This is a genomic window from Klebsiella sp. PK18 (genome assembly GCF_057784655.1).
Genome location: NZ_CM173493.1, coordinates 582117 through 603107 on the forward strand (window position 1 = coordinate 582117; position 20991 = coordinate 603107).

Here is a 20991-nt window from a genome sequence, read left to right on the forward strand (position 1 = left end):
AACAGGCGCATGCGGTTAAAAGAACGGGGCTAAAGAGAGATAGAGCGCAGACGGCGCCAGCAGGCAGCCCAGGCCGGTATAGAAGGTGGCTGTCATTGCGCCATAAGGGACAAGTTTCGGGTCAGTCGCCGCCAGCCCTGCCGCCACGCCGCTGGTAGAACCCATCAGCCCGCCATATACAATGGCTGCAGCGGGAGAGTTCAGTCCGGCGGCTTTGGCTACCAGCGGCGTGACAATCATGATGGCGATAGATTTAATCACGCCGGCAGCGATACTGAGCGCGATAACATCCGAGCTTGCGCCAAGCGCCGCACCGGTAACCGGGCCGACGATAAAGGTCACCGCGCCGCCGCCGATAGTCGCCATGCTGACCGCATCGGTATAGCCGAAGGCCCAGGCAACAATTGCTCCCAGGTAGAAGGAGAGCACGGTGGAGACGACCAGCGCCAGCGCGCCCGCGAGGCCCGCTTTTTTCAGCTCGTCAAGCTTCACGCCAAAGGCGGTGGCGATAATGGCAAAATCACGGAACATGCCGCCGCCCATCAGTGCAATACCGCTAAAAAGCGTGATGTCGGAAAGCCCTTTTTTGCCGCCGGTGAGTTCGCCGCCTAACCAGGCTAGCAGCAGGCCCGCGGCAATGGCGATCGCCGAACTGTGAATTTTACCGCGAAAGACGTGGGTCGAGATCCAGGCCGCGACCCAGCAGACAATACCAACCACCACAAAAGCGGTGATCAGGGCATTGCTGGTGAAGTTACTGGTAAGAATCTTTGTGAGTTGTTCCATTCTTTATGCTCTCCACCGGTTAGTCTGCTGAACGTACCATCGCGCTTTTGCTGCCGATTTTGCTCAGTGGTTTAATCAACAGAAAACCAATCACGACGGCGCCAAGGCCAGCAATAAGCGCCACCGGGCCTCCTTTGAGTGCGGCCACAACGTTCTGGTTCGCGGACATGGCGACAACAATAGGGATATACATCGCGTTCCAGAATCCAACCCCCTGTTCGGCAGGTTTAGATAACAGCCCCTTTTCCGTCAGCTTCTGGGAAATAACGACTAAAAACAGCATGGCAAAGCCGACGCCGCCGATATTGGCGGAAATTCCAAGCAGCAAACCCAAAAGATCGCCGACAATTAACCCGGCGAACATGCACAATCCCATTAACATCAATCCGTAAATAATCATGATGTTTCTCTTTCTATAACTACACTAAAAGCATAAGAGACAACCCGAATCGGGAAATGACAATAAAGTAAGACAAGGGCTTTTAGCACAGTATGTTTTTATGATGCGGACAGTCAACAGTAAATTTATTCGTACTCACCGTGCCTGTCATATCAGCGAAATGTTTATCGCTGATATGACTGAGGCATAATGGTTATATCACAAAGGAATGCCGCACTAATTATTTAGTATTAAAAAACGTGATGGTCTACTCAGCAGAAATTTCGAATAAGACCATGCCTGGGTTTACACGATCGCCTGCTCTCACCGCCAGTGACTTTAATATTCCAGCCTCCGGCGAGGCGACAGGCATTTTCATTTTCATGGCTTCAAGAATAACAACCGGCTGGCCTTTTTCAATTTTATCGCCTACGGCGGCTTTAACTTCATCGACCACACCCGGTACTTTTGATTTAACTTCAGACATATTAATTTCCTTTAATATATTTCATTGAGAGATGTTTTATTAACCCGGCGACATCATGTCGCGTCATTAATTCGACATCGGTATCACCTTTAGCCAGCAGGGTCAGACTCCCGCTAAACCACTCTTTGATATTGATAGAAAAACCGTTGGGCAAATTAATTTCCCCATCAATACGCACTGAATATTGCTGGGCAATATCAGTCAGAACAGAGTAACAATCGCTTAACGCCATTTCGTGCCAGGGCGTAATGCGGATATCTAAATCGGAGCGACTGTCCGTCCATAGCCAGGGTGTCGTCATCTCCAACGCCACCGACCCCCACACGCCGAGCCCGGTTTCCGGCCCGCGCCATGCCTGACGCAGGGTACTAAAGGCACGTATCGCGCTGGTACGACTGACGACCGGCAGGGTAGCCGTTTGCTCTGGCGTTAACACGCGCGTGACGGCCTGCAATGAAGCAACCGTCGCCAGCCGTAAACGCTGACCCTGCCAGCGCTGCGGAAAGCAAAATCCCAGGGAAATACTCGCTTCATCACGGATGCCCCTGCGCACAATGCCGGGGAGATACCCGGAGAGCAGATAATCCCGCGCCTCTTCCCGCAATGAGGCGGGGAGGGCGCTAAACGCGCCGTTCAACTGCCTCGCGATCGGTCGTAGTTCAGCGCTCTCCAGCCAGCACAGAGTATGGCGTTGCAGGGTGTTCATCGCTGCTTGCTCCATGCTGGATCGTTTTTCGCCTGTTGCTGTAAATCCCGCTGCGCTGCAAGCAGGGCGTCAAACTGCGCGGTGGCCTGCGGACCGATAATATCGACCGGCGCGGCATTTGCCGCTTCCGCCCCAGGAACAGTGACGGGGTAGAGGCGAATATGGGTGGCGCTGGCCTGGGTTTGTAGCTGTACGCTAACCCGGCAAACACGCCCCTTGATACGTAAAATAGTCCGTGCCGTCCGCTCCACAATTTCCCGGTGATGGGCGGTGGTCGCCATCACCACCATGTCATATTCCGGGGTGGTGCGCTGACGCTTCCAGGTCTGGATTTTGCCCTGCGAATTACACGGATGGCCGTTCGTCGCCACGGGAAAGCTGTCGCCGGTCGGCAGGCCGCCAACGATAACTTCCCGCCAGTCACCACCCTGTGGCGCGGCGACCAGCGAGATATCTTCCCGCAGCGGAAGGCCGTCCAGGATCAGCCAGCCGAACTCCTGGCAACCGTAGACATCATGCAGCCCATAGCCCAGCGAAGCGCACAGTGAAATCAGCGCTTCATCAAGGGGAGTGCCTGCGGTAATCAGTGTCAGCGTTTTGGGTAAATACGCCTTCAGGTTCATCTTTAGCGCCTGTTCGAGCGTGGCGCGTAAAAATGAGGACTCTCCCACCACCACGTCAGGCAGCTGGCGACACAGCGCAACCAGTAGCGCGTCCCGGCAGGAGCGGGATAAAAAAGACCAGTGTAGATCGCTCTCATCCAGCGCCTGACGCGTGAACACATTCACCAGCGGCGCGTAGGTCACCACCATATGCTGCCCCGCGGTTACGCCGCATTCCGCCAGCACACGCTTACCCGCCGCGATACGCAACGGTAGTTCGTTATGCGTCACGCCGACGATGTTCTGAAATGCGCTGCTGCCGGTGGTAAAGCTAACCAGCGCAAGATTTAACGGCGTGTGAATCTCCTCGATAACGTGAGCCGCCGTGGGGCCAGCGATGCCTTTATCGCTAAGTGTGCGGCGCGGCATCTCCATTAACGTGGGGATACCCTGCTGGGCGTCAACCAGCCATTCGAGTGTGGTGATGGGATCGTTCATAGCGCGTACTCCACAATCAGGCCGGCTGATACCGCGCCGCGACCGCCCGATACTCCTCGCGCATCTGCGCCAGAATCACGTTGCGCATTTTTCTGCCGCCGCGCGCTTCGCCTGCGATCCCACGCCCCTGCGGGCCTGTTGCCGTCACGCCATCCGCCTGTTTCTGCTGGCGCACTGCTGCGATATGGCGAACGATCGCCTCTTTCATCTCCGGGATCGCCTTGATCAGCGCTTCCACTCCGCCCAGTTGCCAGAAGAACTCTGGCCCGGCAGCGAAGACCGGATTGGTACGGGAAAGCTCGCTCAGACGCTCCACGTCCTGGCGGGTAATACGCGCGATACTGCTCAGCGGCATTACGTGGATCATGGTGCCAAATTCCGACGTCAGGCTCAGGATATGGTCGGCCTGTAAACCGTGGCAGAGAAACGCGCCGCTAATGGCGCGACCGATGACCATCGCGATAATCGGGTGTCCGGCATGGCGCGCCTCAGCCAGCGCCAGCTGATAGGCACCGGTGGCTTTATTCATGCCGATGATCTCTTCCAGCTTGCCCGGCCCGTTGCCGGGAGTGTCGACGATCAGCACCAGCGGACGTTTCTCGCCGACGGGCTTGTCTTTATCCATCGCCAGCGTGCGATAGACTGCCAGCGCCATTTTGTAACCCTCTTCCAGCCCGATAACTCCGGCGTACACCACCGGAAAACGCGGGTTAAAGGTCATGGCGTCGTTAGCAATAACGGTGCAGACTTCACCGCTAATGCGGGCGCTGCCGATGACGGCGCCGGGGCCGTAATCCTCATAAGGCAGCTTGAGATCCGCCAGCGCGTTCTCTTCGAAGCTGTTTTCGTCAACAATCAGATCGATAGCGGCGCGGCCCTGGCCGAGTAAATTTTCCATTATGCTTCCTCCACCGGCAGGCGTTTAACGTTGCCCAGGAACGTCTCGAGATCCATATCCACCAGCGACTGGGGCGCGGTATTGCCCGCCATCGCCCAGACATCCCGCGCATCTGATAGCTCTGACTCGCTGATTTTTTGCGTGAGCGCCATCTGGGCGCGTACTTTCGCTTCGCTGCCGATGCGGCGCATGGCTTCAATCTGCGGCCAGGGCAGGTCTGCAATCAGCGCGGCCTGCTGGTGGAAAACCGTAAGCGAGTCGGCAATTAGGTAGTTACAGTCCCCGACGATGTACTTATGCTTACCGCCGGTGGTGCGGAACACCAGCGCGCGGTCCGAGGCGTCAAACTCGCTACGGCCCATCTCCTGTTCGATGACCTCCGGCCCGGTCAGCCCCAGGCGGCCCGATTCACTCATCACGATGATGTCGGTGGCGGCGGCGACAAAACCCATCCCGCCAAAGCAGCCGATCTTGCTGCCGATCATCGCCACGACCGGGACGCGACCGCGCAGGGTTTGCAGCATATCCATACACTCGGCATGGGCCAGCAGCCCGGCGTTGGCCTCATGCAGGCGCACACCGCCGGTTTCAAAGGAAATGAGGACGATCGGGCGCTGTGCCGGGTCGGTGGTCTGCGCCGCCAGTTCGTCCGCCAGCATCAGCGCACCGACCATTTTTGCGCCGCCCACCTCGCCCACCGCACCGCCGATAAAGCGCCCTTCCTGGGAGATGACAATGGCTGGGTGCTGGCCCAGCAGGCCGATGCCGGTAACGATGCCGTCGTCAAACTCTACGGCTTCATTCAGCACGGGCAGGTGCGGGCTGGTTCGCTTGTCCGCCGGGCCGATCAGTTCAGTAAAGGTGCCTTTATCCACCAGCGAGCTGGCGCGAACGCGGGCGCTGGCTTCCAGAAAACGCAGATCATTCATGATGGGTTTCTCCCGGCATAGCCTGCTGTAACGCTTGCTGAATTCTTAACGCGACGACAGCAGGCGTGGCGTTGTTGTCATTGATGCTGACCTGCATGTTGCCCAGCGGTCCGTTTTCCAGAAATCGTTTAAGCACGATTTCCCAGATATGATCGAAACCGGTCACCGGCGTGCAGATGCTGATTTCAATACCGCCCGCCAGCGCTTTTGGCTCCAGCAGGACCTCCAGATCGCCGGAGCCAACAACGCCACAGTGCACGGTTTGCGGCAGAGATACTCTTTCGCGGGTGCCGCTGAAATGATGTGATATTTGATGTAGAGCCATGTCCTTTTCCCCTACCAGTTACGGAATCGAGCGGGCGGGTTATAGAGTCCGCCAGACCAGTCGACCAGATCGCGAATGCTTTTCGCCGCCAGCATCTGACGGTTGGCGCGGCGACGGTCAATGCCTAAATCTTCCGGCGTTCTGACAATGCCTGCCTCCCGCAGCTGTGCGGTCTGTGCCGGATCGGCGGCAAGGCCAATTCCGGTGTAGCCCGCCACGGCGCGAATGGCCGCCATGCGTTGTTCCAGCCCTTCGCAGCGGTGCAGATAGGCGATGCCCTCTTCGGTCAGTACGTGGGTGACGTCATCGGCGTAGACCATCACCGGCGGCAGGGCGAGGTTGGCTTTTTCCGCCAGTTGCCAGGCGTCCAGCTTGTCGACGAAAGCGGGCTGGCGCTTCTCGCGGAAGGTTTCCTGCATCTGCACCACCAGACGTTTGCCGCGCGGCATATCGCCAATTAGCTGCTGTTGGGTGGCGTTGAACTCTTCGCCGCATTTCAGCCAGGATTGCGTTGCATGACGGCGGCCTTTGGCGTCGCAGCCCATATTCGGCGCGCCGCCAAAGCCCGAAACGCGGCTGGCGGTGGCGGTGCTACTGTTTCCGTACTTATCGATCTGCAGCGTGCCGCCGATAAACATATCCAGCGCGTAGTGACCCGCAGCCTGGGCGAAGGCGCGGTTGGAGCGTAGCGTGCCGTCCTGGCCGATATAAAAGATATCCGGGCGTTCGGCGACATATTTTTCCATGCCCAGTTCGCCGCCGAAGCAGTGCACCGACTGGATCCAGCCGCTTTCGATTGCCGGGATCAGCGTCGGATGCGGGTTGAGTACCATATGGGTACAGACTTTGCCTTTCAGCCCAAGCTCCTTGCCGTAGGTGGGTAGCAGCAGCTCAATGGCGGCGGTGAAGAAGCCAATGCCGTGGTTAATGCGCTCAACGCCGTATTCGGCATAGATACCTTTCAGCGCCATCATTGCCATCAGCACATGGGTGTCGGTAATAAGTCCCGGATCGCGGGTAAACAGCGGCTCGACATAGAACGGACGCGGCGCTTCAATCACCGCATTTACCCAGTCGCCGGGGATATCCACGCGCGGCACTTTATCGACAATCTTGTTGACCTGCGCGATCACAATCCCCTGGCGGAAGTGGGTGGCTTCGGTAATAACAGGAGTATCTTCGGTGTTAAAGCCGGTGTAGAGATTGCCGTCTTTATCCGCTTCAAAGGCGGTGATTAGCGACACACGCGGCGTGAGGTCGACAAAGTAGCGGCTGAACAGCTCCAGATAGGTGTGGATGGCCCCGAGCTTGATCTTACCGTCCTGGATCAGCTTCGCCAGACGTCCATCCTGCGGCCCGGCATAGGCGAAATCGAGCTTTTCAGCGATGCCCTTTTCAAACAAATCCAGATGGCTGGACAACGGTACGGATGACTGCACCATATGCAGGCCGGAGATCTTTTGCGGATCAAGCTGGCACAGGCATTCGGAAAGAAAATCCGCCTGTTTCTGGTTATTGCCCTCGATATTGACGCGATCGCAGCTTCGAATAACGGCTTCCAGCGCGGCGACAGTATCTTTGGCGTCGATAATTTTACCGTCACGGAAATACGGGGCCAGCTGATTCAGGCGCTGCGCCGTATCGTCCTTAAGTTGATGCCAGTTGTGCTCTTTTAGCATGGGTTGACTCCATTAATTCAGCAGGAATAGCGTGGAGATAAAGATCCCGGTGGCGATAGCCGAGACGATCAGACCGCTCACGCCCGCACCCATCGCCAGCGGCAGGATGATGGCGTAGGGGTTCTCATGGTTAACCTCTTTCTGCGCGATTTTTGCTGTCGTCGGCAGGCAGGAGACGCCCGCGATACCGATAGCGGGGTTATAACGCCCCTTCGAGATAAACCAGATAAACCAGCCGCCCAGCAGAGCGCCGACGGCGGAAATGGCCAGCGCGCCGATACCAAGGATCAGGATGATGGCCACTTTCGGGTCGAGAATCGTTTGCGCTTCGCACAGCGTGCCCAGCAGCAGGCCGAGAAACAGCGTTGCGGTATAGGTCAGCGTGGATTCCAGTAATTTCTGGAACGGCTCGATCTCCGCCTCTTTAATCGCGATCCCGAGGAAGAACGAGAGGATCAGCGGCGCGGCGACCGGCAGCAACAGGCACAACAGCAGGCAGGAGCAGACGGTAAAGATGAATTTCGCTTTCTTCGATACGGTGGGGTAGTCAATTTCAACTTCCATGCCACGGTATTTTTTCGGTACCAGCAGACGCACCAGGTACGGATAACCGGCATAGGTCAGGCTCAGGTAGAGATAAGCGATAATGGCGATGGGGACGAACAGGTTCGGTGCCAGGATAAGGGAGGCAAAGAGCACCATCGGTCCATCTGCGCCGCCGATAGTGGCAATCGATGCGGCTTCGTTGGCGGGCAGGCCGAATACTTCAATACCCAGCAGCAGCGCGGCGAAGGTTCCCGCTTCGGCGAACAGAGCGACAACAATGCTGGCCCAGGGGCGGAGCAAAATAAAGCTGATATCGCTCATTGCGCCAATGCCGAAGAAAACGATACAGGCGATGAGGCCATTGCTAAAGGTGAAGTTATAGACCGGCTGCAGGAAGTTTACCTGCATCAGGTTTACCAGCTCGTTAGGTTCGCTGACCATCGGGTCGAGAATTAAGGTCCCGGTTTGTCCGCCTGCCAGAAACAGTACCCCGGCGTTAACCGCGATCATACCAAGGCCCATTGGCACCATAATTAACGGTTCAAGCTTCCGGCGGAATCCCATCCAGGCCAATATAAAGCCGAGAACAATTAACAGAAAACGTGCAATGGCTATTTTCGGGTCTTCAATAAAAAAAGTGCCAATGCCCGAAAAGAGCTTAACAAAGATATCCATAAATATATTCCTGATGGCAAAAGTAAAGTTCGCAAATTAATCGTCGGTGATATTTAACTTATTCATCATCTTGTTGACGCCAACGATGATGCCGACAACCGCAAATGAAATTACAATCGTTAAGCCATACGTTAATAAAGTATAAAAATAGATGTTCATATTCTTCCTTATGTCATATCTCCTTGCGGCTGGAGGCAAAGAAAATACATCGCCAGACACAGTGCTAATAAATCGGCCGAGCCGCCAGGGCTGACCCACTTATCCAGGCACCATGAATTAAAATCAGCCAGTTCCTGCTCGATCGCAGGGTTAAACATTCCGCCCTGCGTCACAAGACGCCGGGCATACTGCTTCATTTCCGCCAGCGCCTGCTGGCCGCCGCGAAACAGCACGGTAGTGTCATCGCAATGGGCCATTAAGGTGAGCAGCGTATGAATAAGCGCTTCCCGCCAGGCCAACCCGTTGTCCAGCGCCTGATGCAGCGCGGGTAAGCCAATCTGGCAAACCAGTGGGAAGCCTTGCTCCGCCTCGCCGCGCACGCCGGTAATGCCGAATTCGACATACAATCTCTCACCGTGGGTTTGCGCCGGGCGTTCGGCCAGGGCGGCAAAATCCCGACGGCAGAGATCGCGACAGAGTTCAGCGATGCACTGACTTAAGGCGTGATAAGAGAGGGGGGCCCCGCGTCCGGAAAGCCATCCTGCCGCTGTCGCCAGAACCGCGCCGGAAAAAAGAATGCCGCGCTGGGTATTAACCTGCTGTGTTGCCCGCAGCAGCGTATTCTCATAATGAATGCCAATGGTACGTATTGCTGTAAAGAGTTCCCCTGGCGAGCCTTGATGATTTTCCCCGGTATGGGCGCAGGCGCTAAAACAGGGGGCAATAGCCGATGAACTGGTAATAAATAACCAGATATCCATATCTTTATGCGCCCCTTGTGAATGAGGTGTAACAAGGCCGGGCTTAGGCCAGGCGGAGGCTTCCATTAACAGCGCTTTTAATAAGCACTCGCCGATCCACATAGCACGGGCAGTTGGTTGGCTCATGGGTATTCTCTTTTACCAGATTCAGGGTTGAAAAATAAAACAAAGAAAAAACTAACATCGTTGTATGAGGGGGACAATTACGCCAGAGGTAATGTAATTACGCTCAACGTAATAAGACGGGGGTTATGCGAAAATATGAATGAAGACGATCACAAAATGGTTTAGCGGGCGAAAAAAATGCGGCAAAAATGCCGCATAGCTCACTATCCCAACAGCTCCTCTTTCACCTGCATCGCCAAATCAAACGAATGCAGGCGAGCCTGATGGTCGAAGATCTGGCCGTTGACCATGATTTCATCCGCCTCGGTTTCGCGCAGAATGGACTCTAAGCCGTGGCGGACTTTCGTTTTATCGCCGACCAGCGACATGCTTAACGCCTGCTGCACGCCATACTGCTCGGACGCTGACCACAGCTGATGCATATTTTCCACCGGCGGCGGCAGCTGTCCGGTTTCGCCGCGCCGCAGCTTAACGAACGCCTGCTGCATAGAGGTAAAGAGGAACTCCGCATCGCGGTTGCTGTCGGCGGCGATAATATTGATACACACCATCGCGTACGGTTTTTCCAGCCGCGCCGAAGGTTTGAAATTGCTGCGATACAGATGCAGCGCCTGGAACAGCATATCCGGCGCGAAATGCGAGGCGAAAGCAAACGGCAGGCCGAGCTGCGCCGCCAGCTGGGCGCTGTACAGGCTTGAGCCCAGCAGCCACACCGGAATTCGTTCGCCATAGCCGGGAACCGGACGCACGTGCGGGTTCGGATCGCGGGCGTCAAACCAGTCCACCAGTTCCGCCACGTCGCGCGGGAAGTTATCGACATCGCCGTTCATATGGCGGCGCAGGGCGCGCATGGTCGGCTGATCGCTGCCTGGCGCGCGGCCAAGGCCGAGATCGATACGCCCGGGATAAAGGGTATTCAGGGTGCCGAACTGCTCGGCGATCACCAGCGGTGAGTGGTTGGGCAGCATCACCCCGCCGGAACCGAGATGCAGAGTGGTGGTATTGGCGGCGAGATAGCCTATCAGCACTGAGGTCGCCGCGCTGGCAATGCCGACCATATTATGGTGCTCCGCCAGCCAGTAGCGGTGATAGCCGCGCGATTCGGCCAGCCTGGCGAGATCCAGAGAGTGGGTAAAGGCTTCTTTGGCAGAAGATCCTTGCGGGATCGGCGCCAGGTCGAGCACCGAGAACGGAACAGATTTGTCAGTCATAAAGGCTCACTTTGCTACAGCATCGTCATCAGATTGAAGGTCTTCTTCCAGCCTGGCGCATCCTGGACGCGCCAGCCAGAAAAGCTGCATCTTTAATAATGCATTAAAATCTGAGCACTGTTGTTAACAAAGTGAGCGGTTTATCAGGCTTGCAGCACCAGACCGGGCAGCCGTTTCCAGTAGCCGTTGCAATCACTATTGCTGGTAAGATCCAGTGGCGCAGCACCGTTTTCGTTGGCGCGGAAGGCCTCGAGCATAGCGAAGGTTTCGTTGCCCATCGGCGACAGGCGCACCATATCCACCAGGCCGTGCATCGAGGTTAACTCGTTGCCAAGGTTATAGACGTAGCCGCTCATCGTCTGGATACCGTTGAGCACGAACACCTGCTGGTTCTCCTGCGACAGCATGCTGCGTCCGGTCGGGTACTTGATGCAGCAGGTTTCGCATTCGTCCTTTGGCCGGTCTTCCGAGCGGGCGGTAAAGCAGCGCGCGGAATAGGCCAGCGGCAGATGGCCGTAGCTCAGCACTTCCACTTCAAACTGGTTGCGAATACCCAGCTCTTCGCACTGGGTCAGTAAATTTGCCAGCCAGTCGCGGGAAAGCTCTACCGGCATGCACCAACGCATCATGCCTTGTTTCAGCAGCAGGCGCAGAGTGACGGCGTTATAGCAGTTCAGCGCATGCCCGGCAACGAACGGCAGCTTGCGTTCGGCGCAGAGGTTCACCACGCCAAGGTCGCTGGCCTCAATCAGGAACTCGCCGTTATCGACATAGCGCTTCAGTTCGCCCAGTTCGGAAGAGGCCTGCACCAGCGCGAGGGTAGACAGCACCACCTGTTTGCCGCTACCGGCCAGCGCTTTTGCCATCTCGATCCAGTCGCCAACTTTGGTGGCGCGGCGTTTGCTGCACACGGCTTCGCCGAGATAAATGGTGTCGGCGCTGCTGTTTGCCGCCTGCTGGTAAAAATCTTCCAGCGTCTCTTTTGGCCAGTAGTACAGCACCGGCCCTAATGAATATTTCATGTTTCTCACTGCCATTTACGGTGATAGGCGCCAAGGGTGGTTTGCGTCCCTTCGGACATCGAACCAAGGGTTTCCATCCAGGCGGATTGCGGCACAAAATTCTGCGGATCGGCTTTGCAGCGGTCGATCGCCTGGCGCCAGACTTTCGCCACCTGGGTAACGTACGCCGGGCTGCGCTGACGGCCTTCGATTTTCACCGAGGCGATATTGGCGGCCATCAATTCCGGCAACAACTCCAGGGTGTTGAGGCTGGTGGGTTCTTCCAGCGCGTGATAGCGCTCGCCATCGACCAGATAGCGGCCTTTGCACAGCGTCGGATAGCCGGCGTTTTCGCCATCCTGATAGCGGTCGATCAGCACCTCATTAAGGCGAGATTCCAGCCCCTGCGGCGTTTGCTGCCAACGCACGAAGCGGGCAGGTGAACAGGCGCCGACGGTATTCGGCGATTCGCCGGTCAGGTAGGAAGAGAGATAGCAGCGGCCTTCCGCCATGATGCACAGGCTACCGAAGGCGAAGACTTCCAGCGGCACCGGCGTGGCACGGGCCAACTGCTTCACCTGGTGAATAGATAACACTCGTGGTAGTACGACGCGTGCCACGTCAAAGTTGCGATGATAGAAGCGAATGGCCTCTTCATTGGTAGCGGAAGCCTGCACCGAAACGTGACGCTCAATGTGTGGATAACGCTCCGCGGCGTACTCCAGCATGGCGATATCGGCCAGGATCAGCGCATCGGCGCCCAGCTGGGCGGCCATGTCCACCGCGCGCTGCCAGCGGGCGTAGCCGTCGGGATGGGCGAAGGTGTTGATCGCAATATGTAGCTTACGACGGTGCTGATGCACAAAGCTGACGGCTTCCTGCAGTTTCTTTTCGGTGAAATTAAGGCCGGCAAAGTGGCGGGCGTTGGTGTCATCTTTCAGCCCGATATAGACGGCATCGGCGCCGTTTTCGATGGCCGCCTTAAGCGCCGGAAGGTTACCGGCTGGGCAGAGCAGCTCCATAATTTTTCCTGAAAAATGCGGCCCGTCAGGGACGCTGAATGGTTAACGAGCAGGGATTTTAGTTAACCTTCTGGTGACAATTTTTGATTTGAGGCAGTTAAAAGTGTATTGGTGGCGCCAATAACTGGCGGCCGTCATCGCGTTTTTGTTGATTTACGCCGCTATGTTGTTTATGTGATATGGCACAATAGCGGAACAATTGCATTCATGGAGTAAAGCTTGTGTTGGATAAACTGCGTTCCCGGCTGGTCCACTTTGGCCCGTCTTTACTGAGCGTGCCGGTTAAGCTGGCGCCTTTTGCCCTCAAGCGCCAGGTGCTGGAGCAGGTGCTAAGCTGGCAGTTCCGTCAGGCGCTGGCAGAGGGAGAACTGGAGTTTCTCGAGGGGCGTTGGTTAAGTATTCATGTGCGTGACATCGGTCTGCTGTGGTATACCTCGGTAGTCGATGGTCGCCTGGTGGTCAGCCAGCAGGCCGACGCCGACGTCAGCTTCAGCGCCGACGCCAGCGATCTGTTAATGATTGCCGCGCGCAAGCAGGATCCGGATACGCTATTCTTCCAGCGTCGTCTGGTGATTGAAGGCGATACGGAGCTGGGGCTGTACGTAAAAAATTTGATGGACGCCATTGAGCTCGAGCAGATGCCAAAAGCGCTGCGCGTGATGTTGCTGCAACTGGCGGATTTTGTCGAAGCTGGACTGAAGAGCCCGCAGAAACCTGAACAGACATCGGTAGGTGAGGCATGCTGATTCGAGTGGAGATTGGGATTGATGCACCGGGAATCGACGCGCTGCTGCGTCGTACCTTCGGCCGCGATGCCGAAGCGCAGCTGGTGCACGATCTGCGTGAAGATGGACTGATCACGCTGGGGGTGGTGGCAACGGATGATGAAGGCCAGGTGATCGGCTACGTTGCCTTCAGCCCGGTTGCAGTGGAAGGTGAAGAGCTGCAGTGGGTCGGTCTGGCGCCGTTGGCGGTGGATGAACACTATCGTGGACAGGGCATTGGCCGGCAACTGGTCTATGAAGGGCTGGATTCGCTGAATGAGTTCGGCTATGCCGCGGTGGTGACGCTGGGCGACCCGGATTTATACCGTCGCTTCGGCTTTGAGCCGGCCGCGCGCTTCGATCTCCGCTGCCGCTGGCCGGACAGCGCGGAGGCGTTCCAGGTTCACCGTCTGGCGGATGACGCTCTCGAAGGCGTCCACGGCCAGGTAGAATACAGCGACCATTTTAATCGCCTTTGAGCCTCGCCAGCAGGGTATCGAAGGCATCCTCTCCGGCAACGAGGCGCTCTTTTTCGCGCTTCGTTAGCTGCTTAACGCGGTATTCCAGTCGCAACGCAAGTGAGTGTTCACCAACCTCGTGGCTAAAGGCCAGCAGCAGGTCGCCTTTACCGCGCAACGCCTTCGCGCCTTTTCCCGCCTGATGCTGGCGAAAGCGGCGCGGCACATCGGTGGTGATGCCGGTATAAAGGCGATTGTCCGCGGTTCGAATGAGATACAGAAACCAGCACACGGTCACAAAGTCACTATGGTAAGGTGTGTGCACCATAGCATAATGGAGAAGAAAGATGGAAACCCTTGCTGCCATTGGTCGCTGGCTGAGTAAGCAGCACGTCGTCACCTGGTGCGTCTCCCGCGACGACGAGCTGTGGTGTGCGAATGCCTTTTACGTCTATGACCAGGATACCGTGGCCTTTTATCTGCTCAGCGATGAGCACACCCGCCACGGTCAGATGACCGGCGAACGGGCGAAAGTGGCCGGTACGGTTAATGGCCAGCCAAAAACCGTGGCCCTGATCCGCGGCGTGCAGTTCAAAGGCGAGATCCGTCGTCTGAGCGGTGACGAAGAGGCGCGGATGCGCCAGCGCTACGTCAAGCGCTTTCCAGTGGCCCGCATGCTGTCGGCGCCGGTATGGGAGATTCGTCCGGACGAAATCAAGTTTACCGATAACACGCTGGGCTTCGGGAAAAAGTTACACTGGCGGCGTGATGCCGGCGCCGAGCAGGCGTAGCGCTTCGCGATTGAAGGCCGGCAGATCGTCCGGCGTTCTGCTGGTGACCAGCTGTTCGTTATCGACCACCACCTCCTGGTCGTAAAACTCGCCCCCGGCGTTTTTCACATCCACCACGATAGGCTTCACCGCCGTGAGCTTACGCCCGCGGATCACATCGGCGCTGATCAGCAGCTGCGGGCCGTGGCAGATGGCAAACACCGGCTTCCCGCCATTGACGAAATCGCGGGTAAAGGTGACGAAGCGTTCATCCCCGCGCAGCTGATCAGGGGAATAGCCCCCGGGCAGCAGCAAGGCATCAAATTCGCCCGGTGTGACGTCATCAATGGCTCTGTCGATGGCCACCTCCGCTTCTCCCTGTTTACCCTTCACCGTCTTGCCAGCCTGCTTTTCGATCGTGACGACCTGATGCCCGGCGAGCTTGAACGCGTCGGCGGGAGAGGTAAATTCAGAATCTTCAAAGTCGTCGGTAATGAGCACGGCTATCTTTTTACTCATGCTTCCTCCGCTATCTGGATGGTCAATGAGGTAATTCCATGATGATGGTGGATACTTACCTTGTAAGGTATTAAGCCTGGAACATGAGCCCGAAAGTGCAAGGCGGAGAATTCTGTAAAGGAGAATCAATGAGTCAGGTATTATTAACCGGTGCGACCGGGTTAGTTGGCGGTCACTTACTCCGGCTGCTGCAGAATGAGCCGAGCATCAGCTCCATCGCCGCCCCGACGCGTCGCCCGCTGGCGCCAGCGGAAGGTGTCTTTAATCCTCACGATCCCCAGCTGACCGATGCCCTGGCGCAGGTGGTCGACCCGGTCGATATCGTCTTCTGCTGTCTGGGAACAACGCGTCGGGAAGCGGGAAGCAAAGAGGCCTTTGTCCATGCTGATTACACGCTGGTTATCGATACGGCACTGGCCGGAAAACGGCTTGGCGCGCAGCATATGCTGGTGGTCAGCGCGATGGGCGCCAATGCCCACTCGCCGTTTTTCTACAATCGGGTGAAGGGGGAAATGGAGGCGGCGTTGATTGAACAGGCCTGGCCGCGGCTGACCATCGCCCGGCCGTCGATGCTGTCAGGCGAGCGGGAAAAAAAACGGGCCAATGAGACTTTCCTCGAACCGCTGTTCCGGCTGCTGCCGGGAAACTGGAAAGCGATTCCGGCCCGTGACGTGGCGATTGCCCTGCTGGCGGAGGCGCTGTCGCCCTCCCAGGAAGGCGTGCAAATTCTGACGTCATCCCAGCTGCGGGAGCGCGCCGCGCAGCAGGCTGAATAGCGTTTTGCAAACGCAAATATCCGGCGTACTATTCACGGCTTCAATTCATATCCACATTTCTTGCTGGGGAATGCTATGACTGGTCAGTCTTCATCTCAGGCGGCGTCACCGTTTCAATGGTGGAAACCCGCGCTTTTCTTTCTCGTCGTGATTGTCGGCCTGTGGTTCGTCAAATGGCAGCCCTATTACGGGAAAGCCTTCACCGCCGCGGAAACCCACAGTATCGGTAAATCCATTCTCGCCCAGGCCGACGCCAATCCGCTGAAAGCCGCGTGGGACTATGCGATGGTTTACTTCCTCGCCGTCTGGAAAGCGGCAGTGCTCGGCGTGCTGCTCGGGTCGCTGATTCAGGTGCTCATCCCGCGCGATTGGCTGCTGCGCACCCTGGGACAATCGCGTTTTCAGGGCACGCTGCTGGGGGCGATTTTTTCACTGCCTGGCATGATGTGCACCTGCTGCGCCGCGCCGGTCGCGGCTGGCATGCGTAAACAACAGGTGTCGATGGGCGGGGCGCTGGCGTTCTGGATGGGTAACCCGCTGCTCAACCCGGCGACACTGGTGTTTATGGGCTTTGTCCTGGGCTGGCAGTTTGCGCTGGTTCGCCTGGTCGCTGGCCTGGCGACGGTGCTGATTGTTGCGACCCTGGTGCAGAAATGGGTGAAAGAGGCGGCGACGCAGCCGGTAGCGGTGCCTGCTGCACCGTCTGAAGCGGCCAGAGACAGCTTCTTTAGCCGCTGGCTGCGGGCGCTGTGGACCCTGTTCTGGAACACGATCCCGGTTTATATCCTCGCGGTACTGGTGCTGGGAGCGGCGCGGGTCTGGCTGTTCCCGCACGCCGATGGCGCGGTGGATAACACGTTGTTCTGGGTCATCGCGATGGCGATCGCCGGCTGCCTGTTTGTGATCCCTACCGCGGCGGAAATTCCGATTGTGCAGACGATGATGCTGGCCGGCATGGGGACAGCGCCCGCGCTGGCGCTGCTCATCACTCTGCCGGCGGTGAGCGTGCCGTCGCTGATTATGCTGCGCAAAGCCTTCCCGGCCAAAGCGCTGTGGCTGACGGGCGGACTGGTGGCGCTGTGCGGGGCGATTGTCGGTGCGCTGGCGCTGGTGTAGTTTGCCGTAAACGTATGGATAGCCGGATTGGCTGCCGGGCGGCGGCTACGCCTTACCCGGCACACAACGGACAGGGGACGGTAGCCCGGCTAAGCGCAGCGCCAGCCGGGAGACTGCAGGTTTATTTGATGTAGGTAAAGGCGGTAGTCACCCGGGACACGCCGCTCACCCGGCTGGCAATATCCGCGGCAGCCCGGCCTTCGCGCTCGGTCACCAGCCCCATCAGGAAGACTTCGCTGTTTTCCGTGGTCACCTTCACGTTCGAGGATTTGACCTGATCGGTGCTCAGCAGCTGCGAACGCACCTTGGTGGTAATCCAGGTATCAGACGAGGCGGTCCCTAAACCAATCGGCTGGCCCTGGCGCACTTCATTAAACACTTCCGTGGTCCCTTCCACGCCCATGGCGATTTGCTTGGCGCGGGCGGAGAGGTCCGGCGTCGGCGACTGGCCGGTCAGCAGGACTTTGCCCTGATAAGCCGTGACGTTGATGCGGGCCTGTTTCTTAATCTGTTCATCTTTCGACAAGGCGCTATTGACGCGCAGTTCCAGGGTGCTGTCATCGACCTGGGTTCCCACCGTACGCGGGTCCGTTGCGGCTTTAGTGCCGACAGCTGCCGTTCCGACTACCGCGGCGGCAACGCAGCCCTGCAGCAATAGTGCAGAAAGCAGGATGGCGAGGGGCGAGAGAGCCTTCATGTGTTCTCCTTAATCGTCCTGGTGTGGAAAAAGGGTGTTATCTATCAAATCGCACAGACAGTTGACGGTTAGCATATGCATCTCCTGAATACGCGCGCTGCGATGCGAGGGGATGCGGATTTCGACATCCTGCTGACCTAAGAGGCCAGCCAGCTCACCGCCGTCATAGCCGGTTAACGCGACGATAGTCATGTCGCGAGTCACGGCGGCTTCCACCGCTTTGACGATATCCCGGCTGTTACCGCGCGTAGAGATCGCCAGCAGCACATCGCCGGCGTGTCCCAGGGCGCGCACCTGCTTGGCGTAGATCTCGTCATGCAGACGATCGTTGGCGATGGCGGTTAAGACCACATTATCGGTATTAAGTGCAATGGCGGGTAAACCAGGGCGTTCCGTTTCAAAACGATTAATCATGCTGGCAGCAAAATGCTGTGCGTTGGCGGCGGAGGTGCCATTACCACAACAGAGGATTTTGTTGCCGTTGAGCAGGGACTGCACGAGCGTCATCGCCGCCCGGGAGATGGCGTCCGGGAGTGCTTCCGCTGCGGCAATTTGGGTTTGAATGCTTTCGGTAAAGCAGGCTTTGATTCTGTCGAGCACGGGATCCCTTACTTCTGGTATTACGCTATTCGCCAAAGGCGTTTTTTAGCCATTGGATGTCGTTTCCGGTGAAGGCTACCACATCGAAACGGCAATCCACAGTCTCAAAGCTCCCATTCTGTCGGCAGAGCCACAAACGGGCGGCTTTAAGCAGTCGTTGTTGTTTTTGCGGGGTGACGCTGGCCGCCGCGTCACCGTACCGGGCGCTACGGCGGTAGCGCACCTCGACAAAAACGGTGACGGCGCCGTCGCGCATGATGAGGTCAATTTCGCCGCCACGCTCGCGGGCATTGGCGGCGATAAAACGCAGGCCCTGGCCTTCCAGCCAGCGGCGAGCCTGGTTTTCCCAGGCATCGCCAGTCTGTTTGCTTAGCTGGCCGGAACGATTTTTCCCTGCTGGTACTTGAGCCATGACAGTTTCCTGTTAATCACGCAGTCCTGGGTGGCCGTCAGATCGCCGGTATTGCCGTTCAGCTCGAAGCCCGGCGTTTGGCGCATTTGCGTGAAGTGGTTCGCCAGTGACCAGGCGTCAGCTCCCATGGCATACAGGCGCGCCAGCGAGTAGTCATTACGTACAGCGGACAGCGCCTGCTGCATCAGCGCCGGGTTGCTGCCGGCCAGCATCGGGATCTCACTATACTGCAGCCCTTCCATCTCCAGACGGAAATCCGGCCCTGCGGTGCCCTGGGCGCTGCGCGAGCTGGCGTACAGGGTGACATTGTTTTGACTGCCGTTGCGCATGGCGATCATGGGTTTGATATAGGCAATCTGTTCCGGGGTGGCGAGGATATAGGCGGCGTCCACGCTGCCGCCGCTGCTCACCGGCATCTCATCCGCACTGCCGAGGGAACTGTTCTGGGCCGAAGGCAGGGTGGAGACCGGGGTGCCGGTCAGCGCAATGCCCCCTCCGCCGTTGACGCCGGCGCGCAGCTCGGCCGTGGATCCAAAACGCTGCTGCAGGACGCTGGCGCCGCCCAGCTTCAGCCATTCGTCGGCAAACGCGCTAACCACGCGATCGCCCAGCGCACCGCGCGGAACCAACAGCAGTGGCGTCTGCTTGCCCTGTTGGTGGATATGTCGGGCCGCGTCACGCGCTTCGTCTTCCGGGGAAAGCGCGAAATAGCAGAGGTTAGCGCGGCTTTCGACTTTCTCCGGCTGGTTGAGGGCCAGTACATTGAGCGGCGTGTTGCTCTTAATCACATCATCTACGTTCTCTTTCAGCAGCGGCCCGACGACTAAAGTGGCGCCATCCTGCTGAGCCTGGGCAAGCAACTGACTGATGGGCTGGCTGGTGGTGTCGTAAATTTTCAGTTCCGCAGAGGGGTTGGCGGCGCTGGCGACTGCGGGCTGAGGCTGTGCGGTCGGGGCGGTGACCGGCTGAGTGACCGGGGAAGCGGTGGTCTGCGGCGTGGCGGACGCTGCCGGCGCCTGGGCTGTAGGTTCCGCGGCAGGCGCCGCCTGGTCTTGTGCCGGGGCTTGCACCGGTTCAGCGCGGCTTCCGGTGGCGGTTAGATCGCTGACTTCTGCCTGCGACGGACTCACTACATCATCATTACCGGAGACATTCGCCGCCTGGGCAACCTGCGCGGGAACCGCGCTACCCGTCACCGACGGCGCACCATTTTTGGCGGCTTCAAAGCCCTGCTGGATAGTGCGGCCGAAGATCGACGCCTGACCGTTCAGCGGCAGAAAAAGCGCAATCTTGTTGGTGGACGCAGGCTTATAGTTTTGCATGTTCACCAGCGCCGTCGGCAGCATTTTGGCGCCCGGATTTTGCGGATAGCGCGTCTGCCAGTCTTTAACGCCTGCTTTCAGCAGCGTCGGATCGTTGCGGTTGTCAAACCACATCCGCTGCAGATCCAGCCAGCCCTGGAGGGTATTTTCATCGGCGTTGATCACCAGCGCATTGGCCTGGTCCTGGGGCATCGAGGTGAGCGCTTGCCACGTCGCATCAATATTTTTCTGACGCTGTTTCGCGTCACTCAGCAGCGGCTGCTGGGCGATTAAGGCGCGCAGCAGGGTCAGCGATGGTTTGCCCTGGCTGGCATCGATTTGCGCCTGCCAGTAGCGCGCCTGCTGGGGTTGATCCAGGCTTGTCGGGTCGAGCTTTGCCAGCAGAGTACGAGCGCCCTGATAGTCGTTTTGCGCCAGCTTCACTTCCACCGCCAGCAGCGACTGTTCACGGGCCTGGGTGCTGTTCAGGTTCGACGGCAGCTGGTTGTACAGGTCGATGGCCTGCTGCTTCTTCCCTTCCTGCAGCAGTGCACGAATGGCGAGTAATTGCCAGTTGGTCTTGCTATCATTCGTGCTTTGCTGCATCTGCTGTAGGTAGAAACTGGAGTTGGCCTGCGATGTACCCTGCATAAACGCCGTGCTTTGATCCTGCGTGTGGGTGCCGCAGCCAGCAAAAAGAAGCGTCGCCAGCAATACGGGCAGACAGCGCGCGGGCTTAGAACGAAGAAATGTTGACGGTACCATAAGTGTCCAGTGATATTTTTTGG

25 protein-coding genes are annotated in these 20991 nt (G+C 57.8%); 5 read left to right on the plus strand and 20 right to left on the minus strand.

What is annotated here, in order from left to right; genetic code table 11:
- Positions 1-15 precede the first annotated feature (15 nt).
- The 14 genes from madM to ubiU form a co-directional block, all read right to left on the minus strand.
- Complete coding sequence (gene madM / locus AC3EMD_RS02860; RefSeq protein WP_049162900.1) at positions 16-786, minus strand: malonate transporter subunit MadM; 771 nt, start codon at positions 784-786, stop codon at positions 16-18.
- Between the two features lie 19 nt (positions 787-805).
- Positions 806-1186: a malonate transporter subunit MadL gene (madL, locus tag AC3EMD_RS02865; RefSeq protein ID WP_022066342.1), complete on the minus strand. Its 381-nt coding sequence runs from the start codon at positions 1184-1186 to the stop codon at positions 806-808.
- A gap of 247 nt (positions 1187-1433) precedes the next feature.
- Entirely contained in the window at positions 1434-1652 is a 219-nt protein-coding gene (locus AC3EMD_RS02870) for an acyl-CoA carboxylase biotin carboxyl carrier protein subunit (protein ID WP_022066341.1), read from the minus strand.
- Position 1653: 1 nt separating this feature from the next.
- The gene (gene mdcG, locus AC3EMD_RS02875; RefSeq protein ID WP_048272061.1) at positions 1654-2358 is read right to left on the minus strand and encodes a malonate decarboxylase holo-[acyl-carrier-protein] synthase; all 705 of its coding nucleotides are present in this window, start codon (positions 2356-2358) and stop codon (positions 1654-1656) included.
- Complete coding sequence (locus AC3EMD_RS02880; RefSeq protein WP_302073920.1) at positions 2355-3458, minus strand: acyl carrier protein; 1104 nt, start codon at positions 3456-3458, stop codon at positions 2355-2357. Before AC3EMD_RS02880 ends, mdcG begins: the two co-directional genes overlap by 4 nt.
- A 16-nt stretch (positions 3459-3474) precedes the next feature.
- A complete protein-coding gene (mdcE, locus tag AC3EMD_RS02885) occupies positions 3475-4356 on the minus strand; it encodes a biotin-independent malonate decarboxylase subunit gamma (RefSeq protein ID WP_022066338.1) in 882 nt (293 codons plus the stop codon).
- Positions 4356-5285 (minus strand): biotin-independent malonate decarboxylase subunit beta, encoded by a 930-nt coding sequence (locus AC3EMD_RS02890; RefSeq protein WP_022066337.1) that lies wholly within the window; start codon positions 5283-5285, stop codon positions 4356-4358. Before AC3EMD_RS02890 ends, mdcE begins: the two co-directional genes overlap by 1 nt.
- Entirely contained in the window at positions 5278-5610 is a 333-nt protein-coding gene (mdcC, locus tag AC3EMD_RS02895; RefSeq protein WP_022066336.1) for a malonate decarboxylase acyl carrier protein, read from the minus strand. The genes AC3EMD_RS02890 and mdcC overlap by 8 nt, the downstream gene beginning before the upstream one ends.
- Positions 5611-5621: 11 nt before the next feature.
- Positions 5622-7289 (minus strand): malonate decarboxylase subunit alpha, encoded by a 1668-nt coding sequence (gene mdcA, locus AC3EMD_RS02900; RefSeq protein WP_110216500.1) that lies wholly within the window; start codon positions 7287-7289, stop codon positions 5622-5624.
- Positions 7290-7301: 12 nt separating this feature from the next.
- The gene (gene madB / locus AC3EMD_RS02905; RefSeq protein ID WP_022066334.1) at positions 7302-8510 is read right to left on the minus strand and encodes a Na+-transporting malonate decarboxylase, carboxybiotin decarboxylase subunit; all 1209 of its coding nucleotides are present in this window, start codon (positions 8508-8510) and stop codon (positions 7302-7304) included.
- Between the two features lie 167 nt (positions 8511-8677).
- Positions 8678-9556, minus strand: a complete 879-nt coding sequence (locus AC3EMD_RS02910) for a triphosphoribosyl-dephospho-CoA synthase (RefSeq protein ID WP_302073921.1) — start codon at positions 9554-9556, stop codon at positions 8678-8680.
- Positions 9557-9759: 203 nt separating this feature from the next.
- Positions 9760-10767, minus strand: coding sequence for a luciferase-like monooxygenase (locus AC3EMD_RS02915; RefSeq protein ID WP_302073922.1), 1008 nt, complete (start codon positions 10765-10767; stop codon positions 9760-9762).
- Between the two features lie 143 nt (positions 10768-10910).
- Positions 10911-11789, minus strand: coding sequence for a U32 family peptidase (locus AC3EMD_RS02920; RefSeq protein WP_043876011.1), 879 nt, complete (start codon positions 11787-11789; stop codon positions 10911-10913).
- A 5-nt stretch (positions 11790-11794) separates the two neighbouring features.
- Positions 11795-12790: a ubiquinone anaerobic biosynthesis protein UbiU gene (ubiU, locus tag AC3EMD_RS02925; RefSeq protein ID WP_004206164.1), complete on the minus strand. Its 996-nt coding sequence runs from the start codon at positions 12788-12790 to the stop codon at positions 11795-11797.
- Between the two features lie 221 nt (positions 12791-13011).
- On the opposite strand from ubiU, the gene ubiT reads away from it, so the two are divergent.
- Together ubiT and AC3EMD_RS02935 are read left to right on the plus strand one after the other, a co-directional pair.
- Positions 13012-13536, plus strand: a complete 525-nt coding sequence (ubiT, locus tag AC3EMD_RS02930) for a ubiquinone anaerobic biosynthesis accessory factor UbiT (RefSeq protein ID WP_008806622.1) — start codon at positions 13012-13014, stop codon at positions 13534-13536.
- On the plus strand, positions 13530-14033 hold the full coding sequence (locus AC3EMD_RS02935; RefSeq protein ID WP_008806621.1) for a GNAT family N-acetyltransferase: 504 nt from the start codon (positions 13530-13532) through the stop codon (positions 14031-14033). Before ubiT ends, AC3EMD_RS02935 begins: the two co-directional genes overlap by 7 nt.
- On the opposite strand, the gene AC3EMD_RS02940 is transcribed toward AC3EMD_RS02935, so the two are convergent.
- The gene (locus tag AC3EMD_RS02940) at positions 14020-14310 is read right to left on the minus strand and encodes a GIY-YIG nuclease family protein (protein ID WP_032691467.1); all 291 of its coding nucleotides are present in this window, start codon (positions 14308-14310) and stop codon (positions 14020-14022) included. The two genes, AC3EMD_RS02935 and AC3EMD_RS02940, sit on opposite strands and share 14 nt — an antisense overlap.
- Before the next feature lie 49 nt (positions 14311-14359).
- Between AC3EMD_RS02940 and AC3EMD_RS02945 the strand changes: the two genes are divergently transcribed.
- A complete protein-coding gene (locus AC3EMD_RS02945) occupies positions 14360-14803 on the plus strand; it encodes a YhbP family protein (RefSeq protein ID WP_012540486.1) in 444 nt (147 codons plus the stop codon).
- On the opposite strand, the gene AC3EMD_RS02950 is transcribed toward AC3EMD_RS02945, so the two are convergent.
- Positions 14765-15301 (minus strand): type 1 glutamine amidotransferase domain-containing protein, encoded by a 537-nt coding sequence (locus tag AC3EMD_RS02950; protein ID WP_008806618.1) that lies wholly within the window; start codon positions 15299-15301, stop codon positions 14765-14767. The genes AC3EMD_RS02945 and AC3EMD_RS02950 overlap by 39 nt on opposite strands.
- A gap of 128 nt (positions 15302-15429) precedes the next feature.
- Between AC3EMD_RS02950 and AC3EMD_RS02955 the strand changes: the two genes are divergently transcribed.
- Positions 15430-16077 (plus strand): NAD(P)H-binding protein, encoded by a 648-nt coding sequence (locus AC3EMD_RS02955; protein WP_012967175.1) that lies wholly within the window; start codon positions 15430-15432, stop codon positions 16075-16077.
- Between the two features lie 75 nt (positions 16078-16152).
- Positions 16153-17193: a permease gene (locus AC3EMD_RS02960; protein ID WP_008806616.1), complete on the plus strand. Its 1041-nt coding sequence runs from the start codon at positions 16153-16155 to the stop codon at positions 17191-17193.
- A gap of 121 nt (positions 17194-17314) precedes the next feature.
- Here AC3EMD_RS02960 and dolP read toward each other — a convergent pair whose 3' ends face one another.
- The 4 genes from dolP to AC3EMD_RS02980 are packed head-to-tail and all read right to left on the minus strand — an operon-like array spanning position 17315 to position 20968.
- Complete coding sequence (gene dolP, locus AC3EMD_RS02965) at positions 17315-17890, minus strand: division/outer membrane stress-associated lipid-binding lipoprotein (protein WP_008806615.1); 576 nt, start codon at positions 17888-17890, stop codon at positions 17315-17317.
- 9 nt (positions 17891-17899) lie between these two features.
- Entirely contained in the window at positions 17900-18490 is a 591-nt protein-coding gene (gene diaA, locus AC3EMD_RS02970) for a DnaA initiator-associating protein DiaA (protein WP_002918211.1), read from the minus strand.
- A 25-nt stretch (positions 18491-18515) separates the two neighbouring features.
- Positions 18516-18902 carry a YraN family protein gene (locus AC3EMD_RS02975; protein ID WP_008806614.1) on the minus strand — a complete coding sequence of 129 codons (387 nt, stop codon included), beginning with the start codon at positions 18900-18902 and terminating at the stop codon, positions 18516-18518.
- Entirely contained in the window at positions 18860-20968 is a 2109-nt protein-coding gene (locus AC3EMD_RS02980) for a penicillin-binding protein activator (protein WP_023323315.1), read from the minus strand. Before AC3EMD_RS02980 ends, AC3EMD_RS02975 begins: the two co-directional genes overlap by 43 nt.
- Positions 20969-20991: the final 23 nt, after the last annotated feature.

Excerpts from the sequence above, each read along its gene's own strand:
- madM (WP_049162900.1), bottom strand. The coding sequence starts at position 786 with ATGGAACAACTCACAAAGATTCTTACCAGTAACTTCACCAGCAATGCC.
- madL (WP_022066342.1), bottom strand. The coding sequence starts at position 1,186 with ATGATTATTTACGGATTGATGTTAATGGGATTGTGCATGTTCGCCGGG.
- AC3EMD_RS02870 (WP_022066341.1), bottom strand. The coding sequence starts at position 1,652 with ATGTCTGAAGTTAAATCAAAAGTACCGGGTGTGGTCGATGAAGTTAAA.
- mdcG (WP_048272061.1), bottom strand. The coding sequence starts at position 2,358 with ATGAACACCCTGCAACGCCATACTCTGTGCTGGCTGGAGAGCGCTGAA.
- AC3EMD_RS02880 (WP_302073920.1), bottom strand. The coding sequence starts at position 3,458 with ATGAACGATCCCATCACCACACTCGAATGGCTGGTTGACGCCCAGCAG.
- mdcE (WP_022066338.1), bottom strand. The coding sequence starts at position 4,356 with ATGGAAAATTTACTCGGCCAGGGCCGCGCCGCTATCGATCTGATTGTT.
- AC3EMD_RS02890 (WP_022066337.1), bottom strand. The coding sequence starts at position 5,285 with ATGAATGATCTGCGTTTTCTGGAAGCCAGCGCCCGCGTTCGCGCCAGC.
- mdcC (WP_022066336.1), bottom strand. The coding sequence starts at position 5,610 with ATGGCTCTACATCAAATATCACATCATTTCAGCGGCACCCGCGAAAGA.
- mdcA (WP_110216500.1), bottom strand. The coding sequence starts at position 7,289 with ATGCTAAAAGAGCACAACTGGCATCAACTTAAGGACGATACGGCGCAG.
- madB (WP_022066334.1), bottom strand. The coding sequence starts at position 8,510 with ATGGATATCTTTGTTAAGCTCTTTTCGGGCATTGGCACTTTTTTTATT.
- AC3EMD_RS02910 (WP_302073921.1), bottom strand. The coding sequence starts at position 9,556 with ATGAGCCAACCAACTGCCCGTGCTATGTGGATCGGCGAGTGCTTATTA.
- AC3EMD_RS02915 (WP_302073922.1), bottom strand. The coding sequence starts at position 10,767 with ATGACTGACAAATCTGTTCCGTTCTCGGTGCTCGACCTGGCGCCGATC.
- AC3EMD_RS02920 (WP_043876011.1), bottom strand. The coding sequence starts at position 11,789 with ATGAAATATTCATTAGGGCCGGTGCTGTACTACTGGCCAAAAGAGACG.
- ubiU (WP_004206164.1), bottom strand. The coding sequence starts at position 12,790 with ATGGAGCTGCTCTGCCCAGCCGGTAACCTTCCGGCGCTTAAGGCGGCC.
- AC3EMD_RS02935 (WP_008806621.1), top strand. The coding sequence starts at position 13,530 with ATGCTGATTCGAGTGGAGATTGGGATTGATGCACCGGGAATCGACGCG.
- AC3EMD_RS02945 (WP_012540486.1), top strand. The coding sequence starts at position 14,360 with ATGGAAACCCTTGCTGCCATTGGTCGCTGGCTGAGTAAGCAGCACGTC.
- AC3EMD_RS02950 (WP_008806618.1), bottom strand. The coding sequence starts at position 15,301 with ATGAGTAAAAAGATAGCCGTGCTCATTACCGACGACTTTGAAGATTCT.
- AC3EMD_RS02955 (WP_012967175.1), top strand. The coding sequence starts at position 15,430 with ATGAGTCAGGTATTATTAACCGGTGCGACCGGGTTAGTTGGCGGTCAC.
- AC3EMD_RS02960 (WP_008806616.1), top strand. The coding sequence starts at position 16,153 with ATGACTGGTCAGTCTTCATCTCAGGCGGCGTCACCGTTTCAATGGTGG.
- dolP (WP_008806615.1), bottom strand. The coding sequence starts at position 17,890 with ATGAAGGCTCTCTCGCCCCTCGCCATCCTGCTTTCTGCACTATTGCTG.
- AC3EMD_RS02975 (WP_008806614.1), bottom strand. The coding sequence starts at position 18,902 with ATGGCTCAAGTACCAGCAGGGAAAAATCGTTCCGGCCAGCTAAGCAAA.
- AC3EMD_RS02980 (WP_023323315.1), bottom strand. The coding sequence starts at position 20,968 with ATGGTACCGTCAACATTTCTTCGTTCTAAGCCCGCGCGCTGTCTGCCC.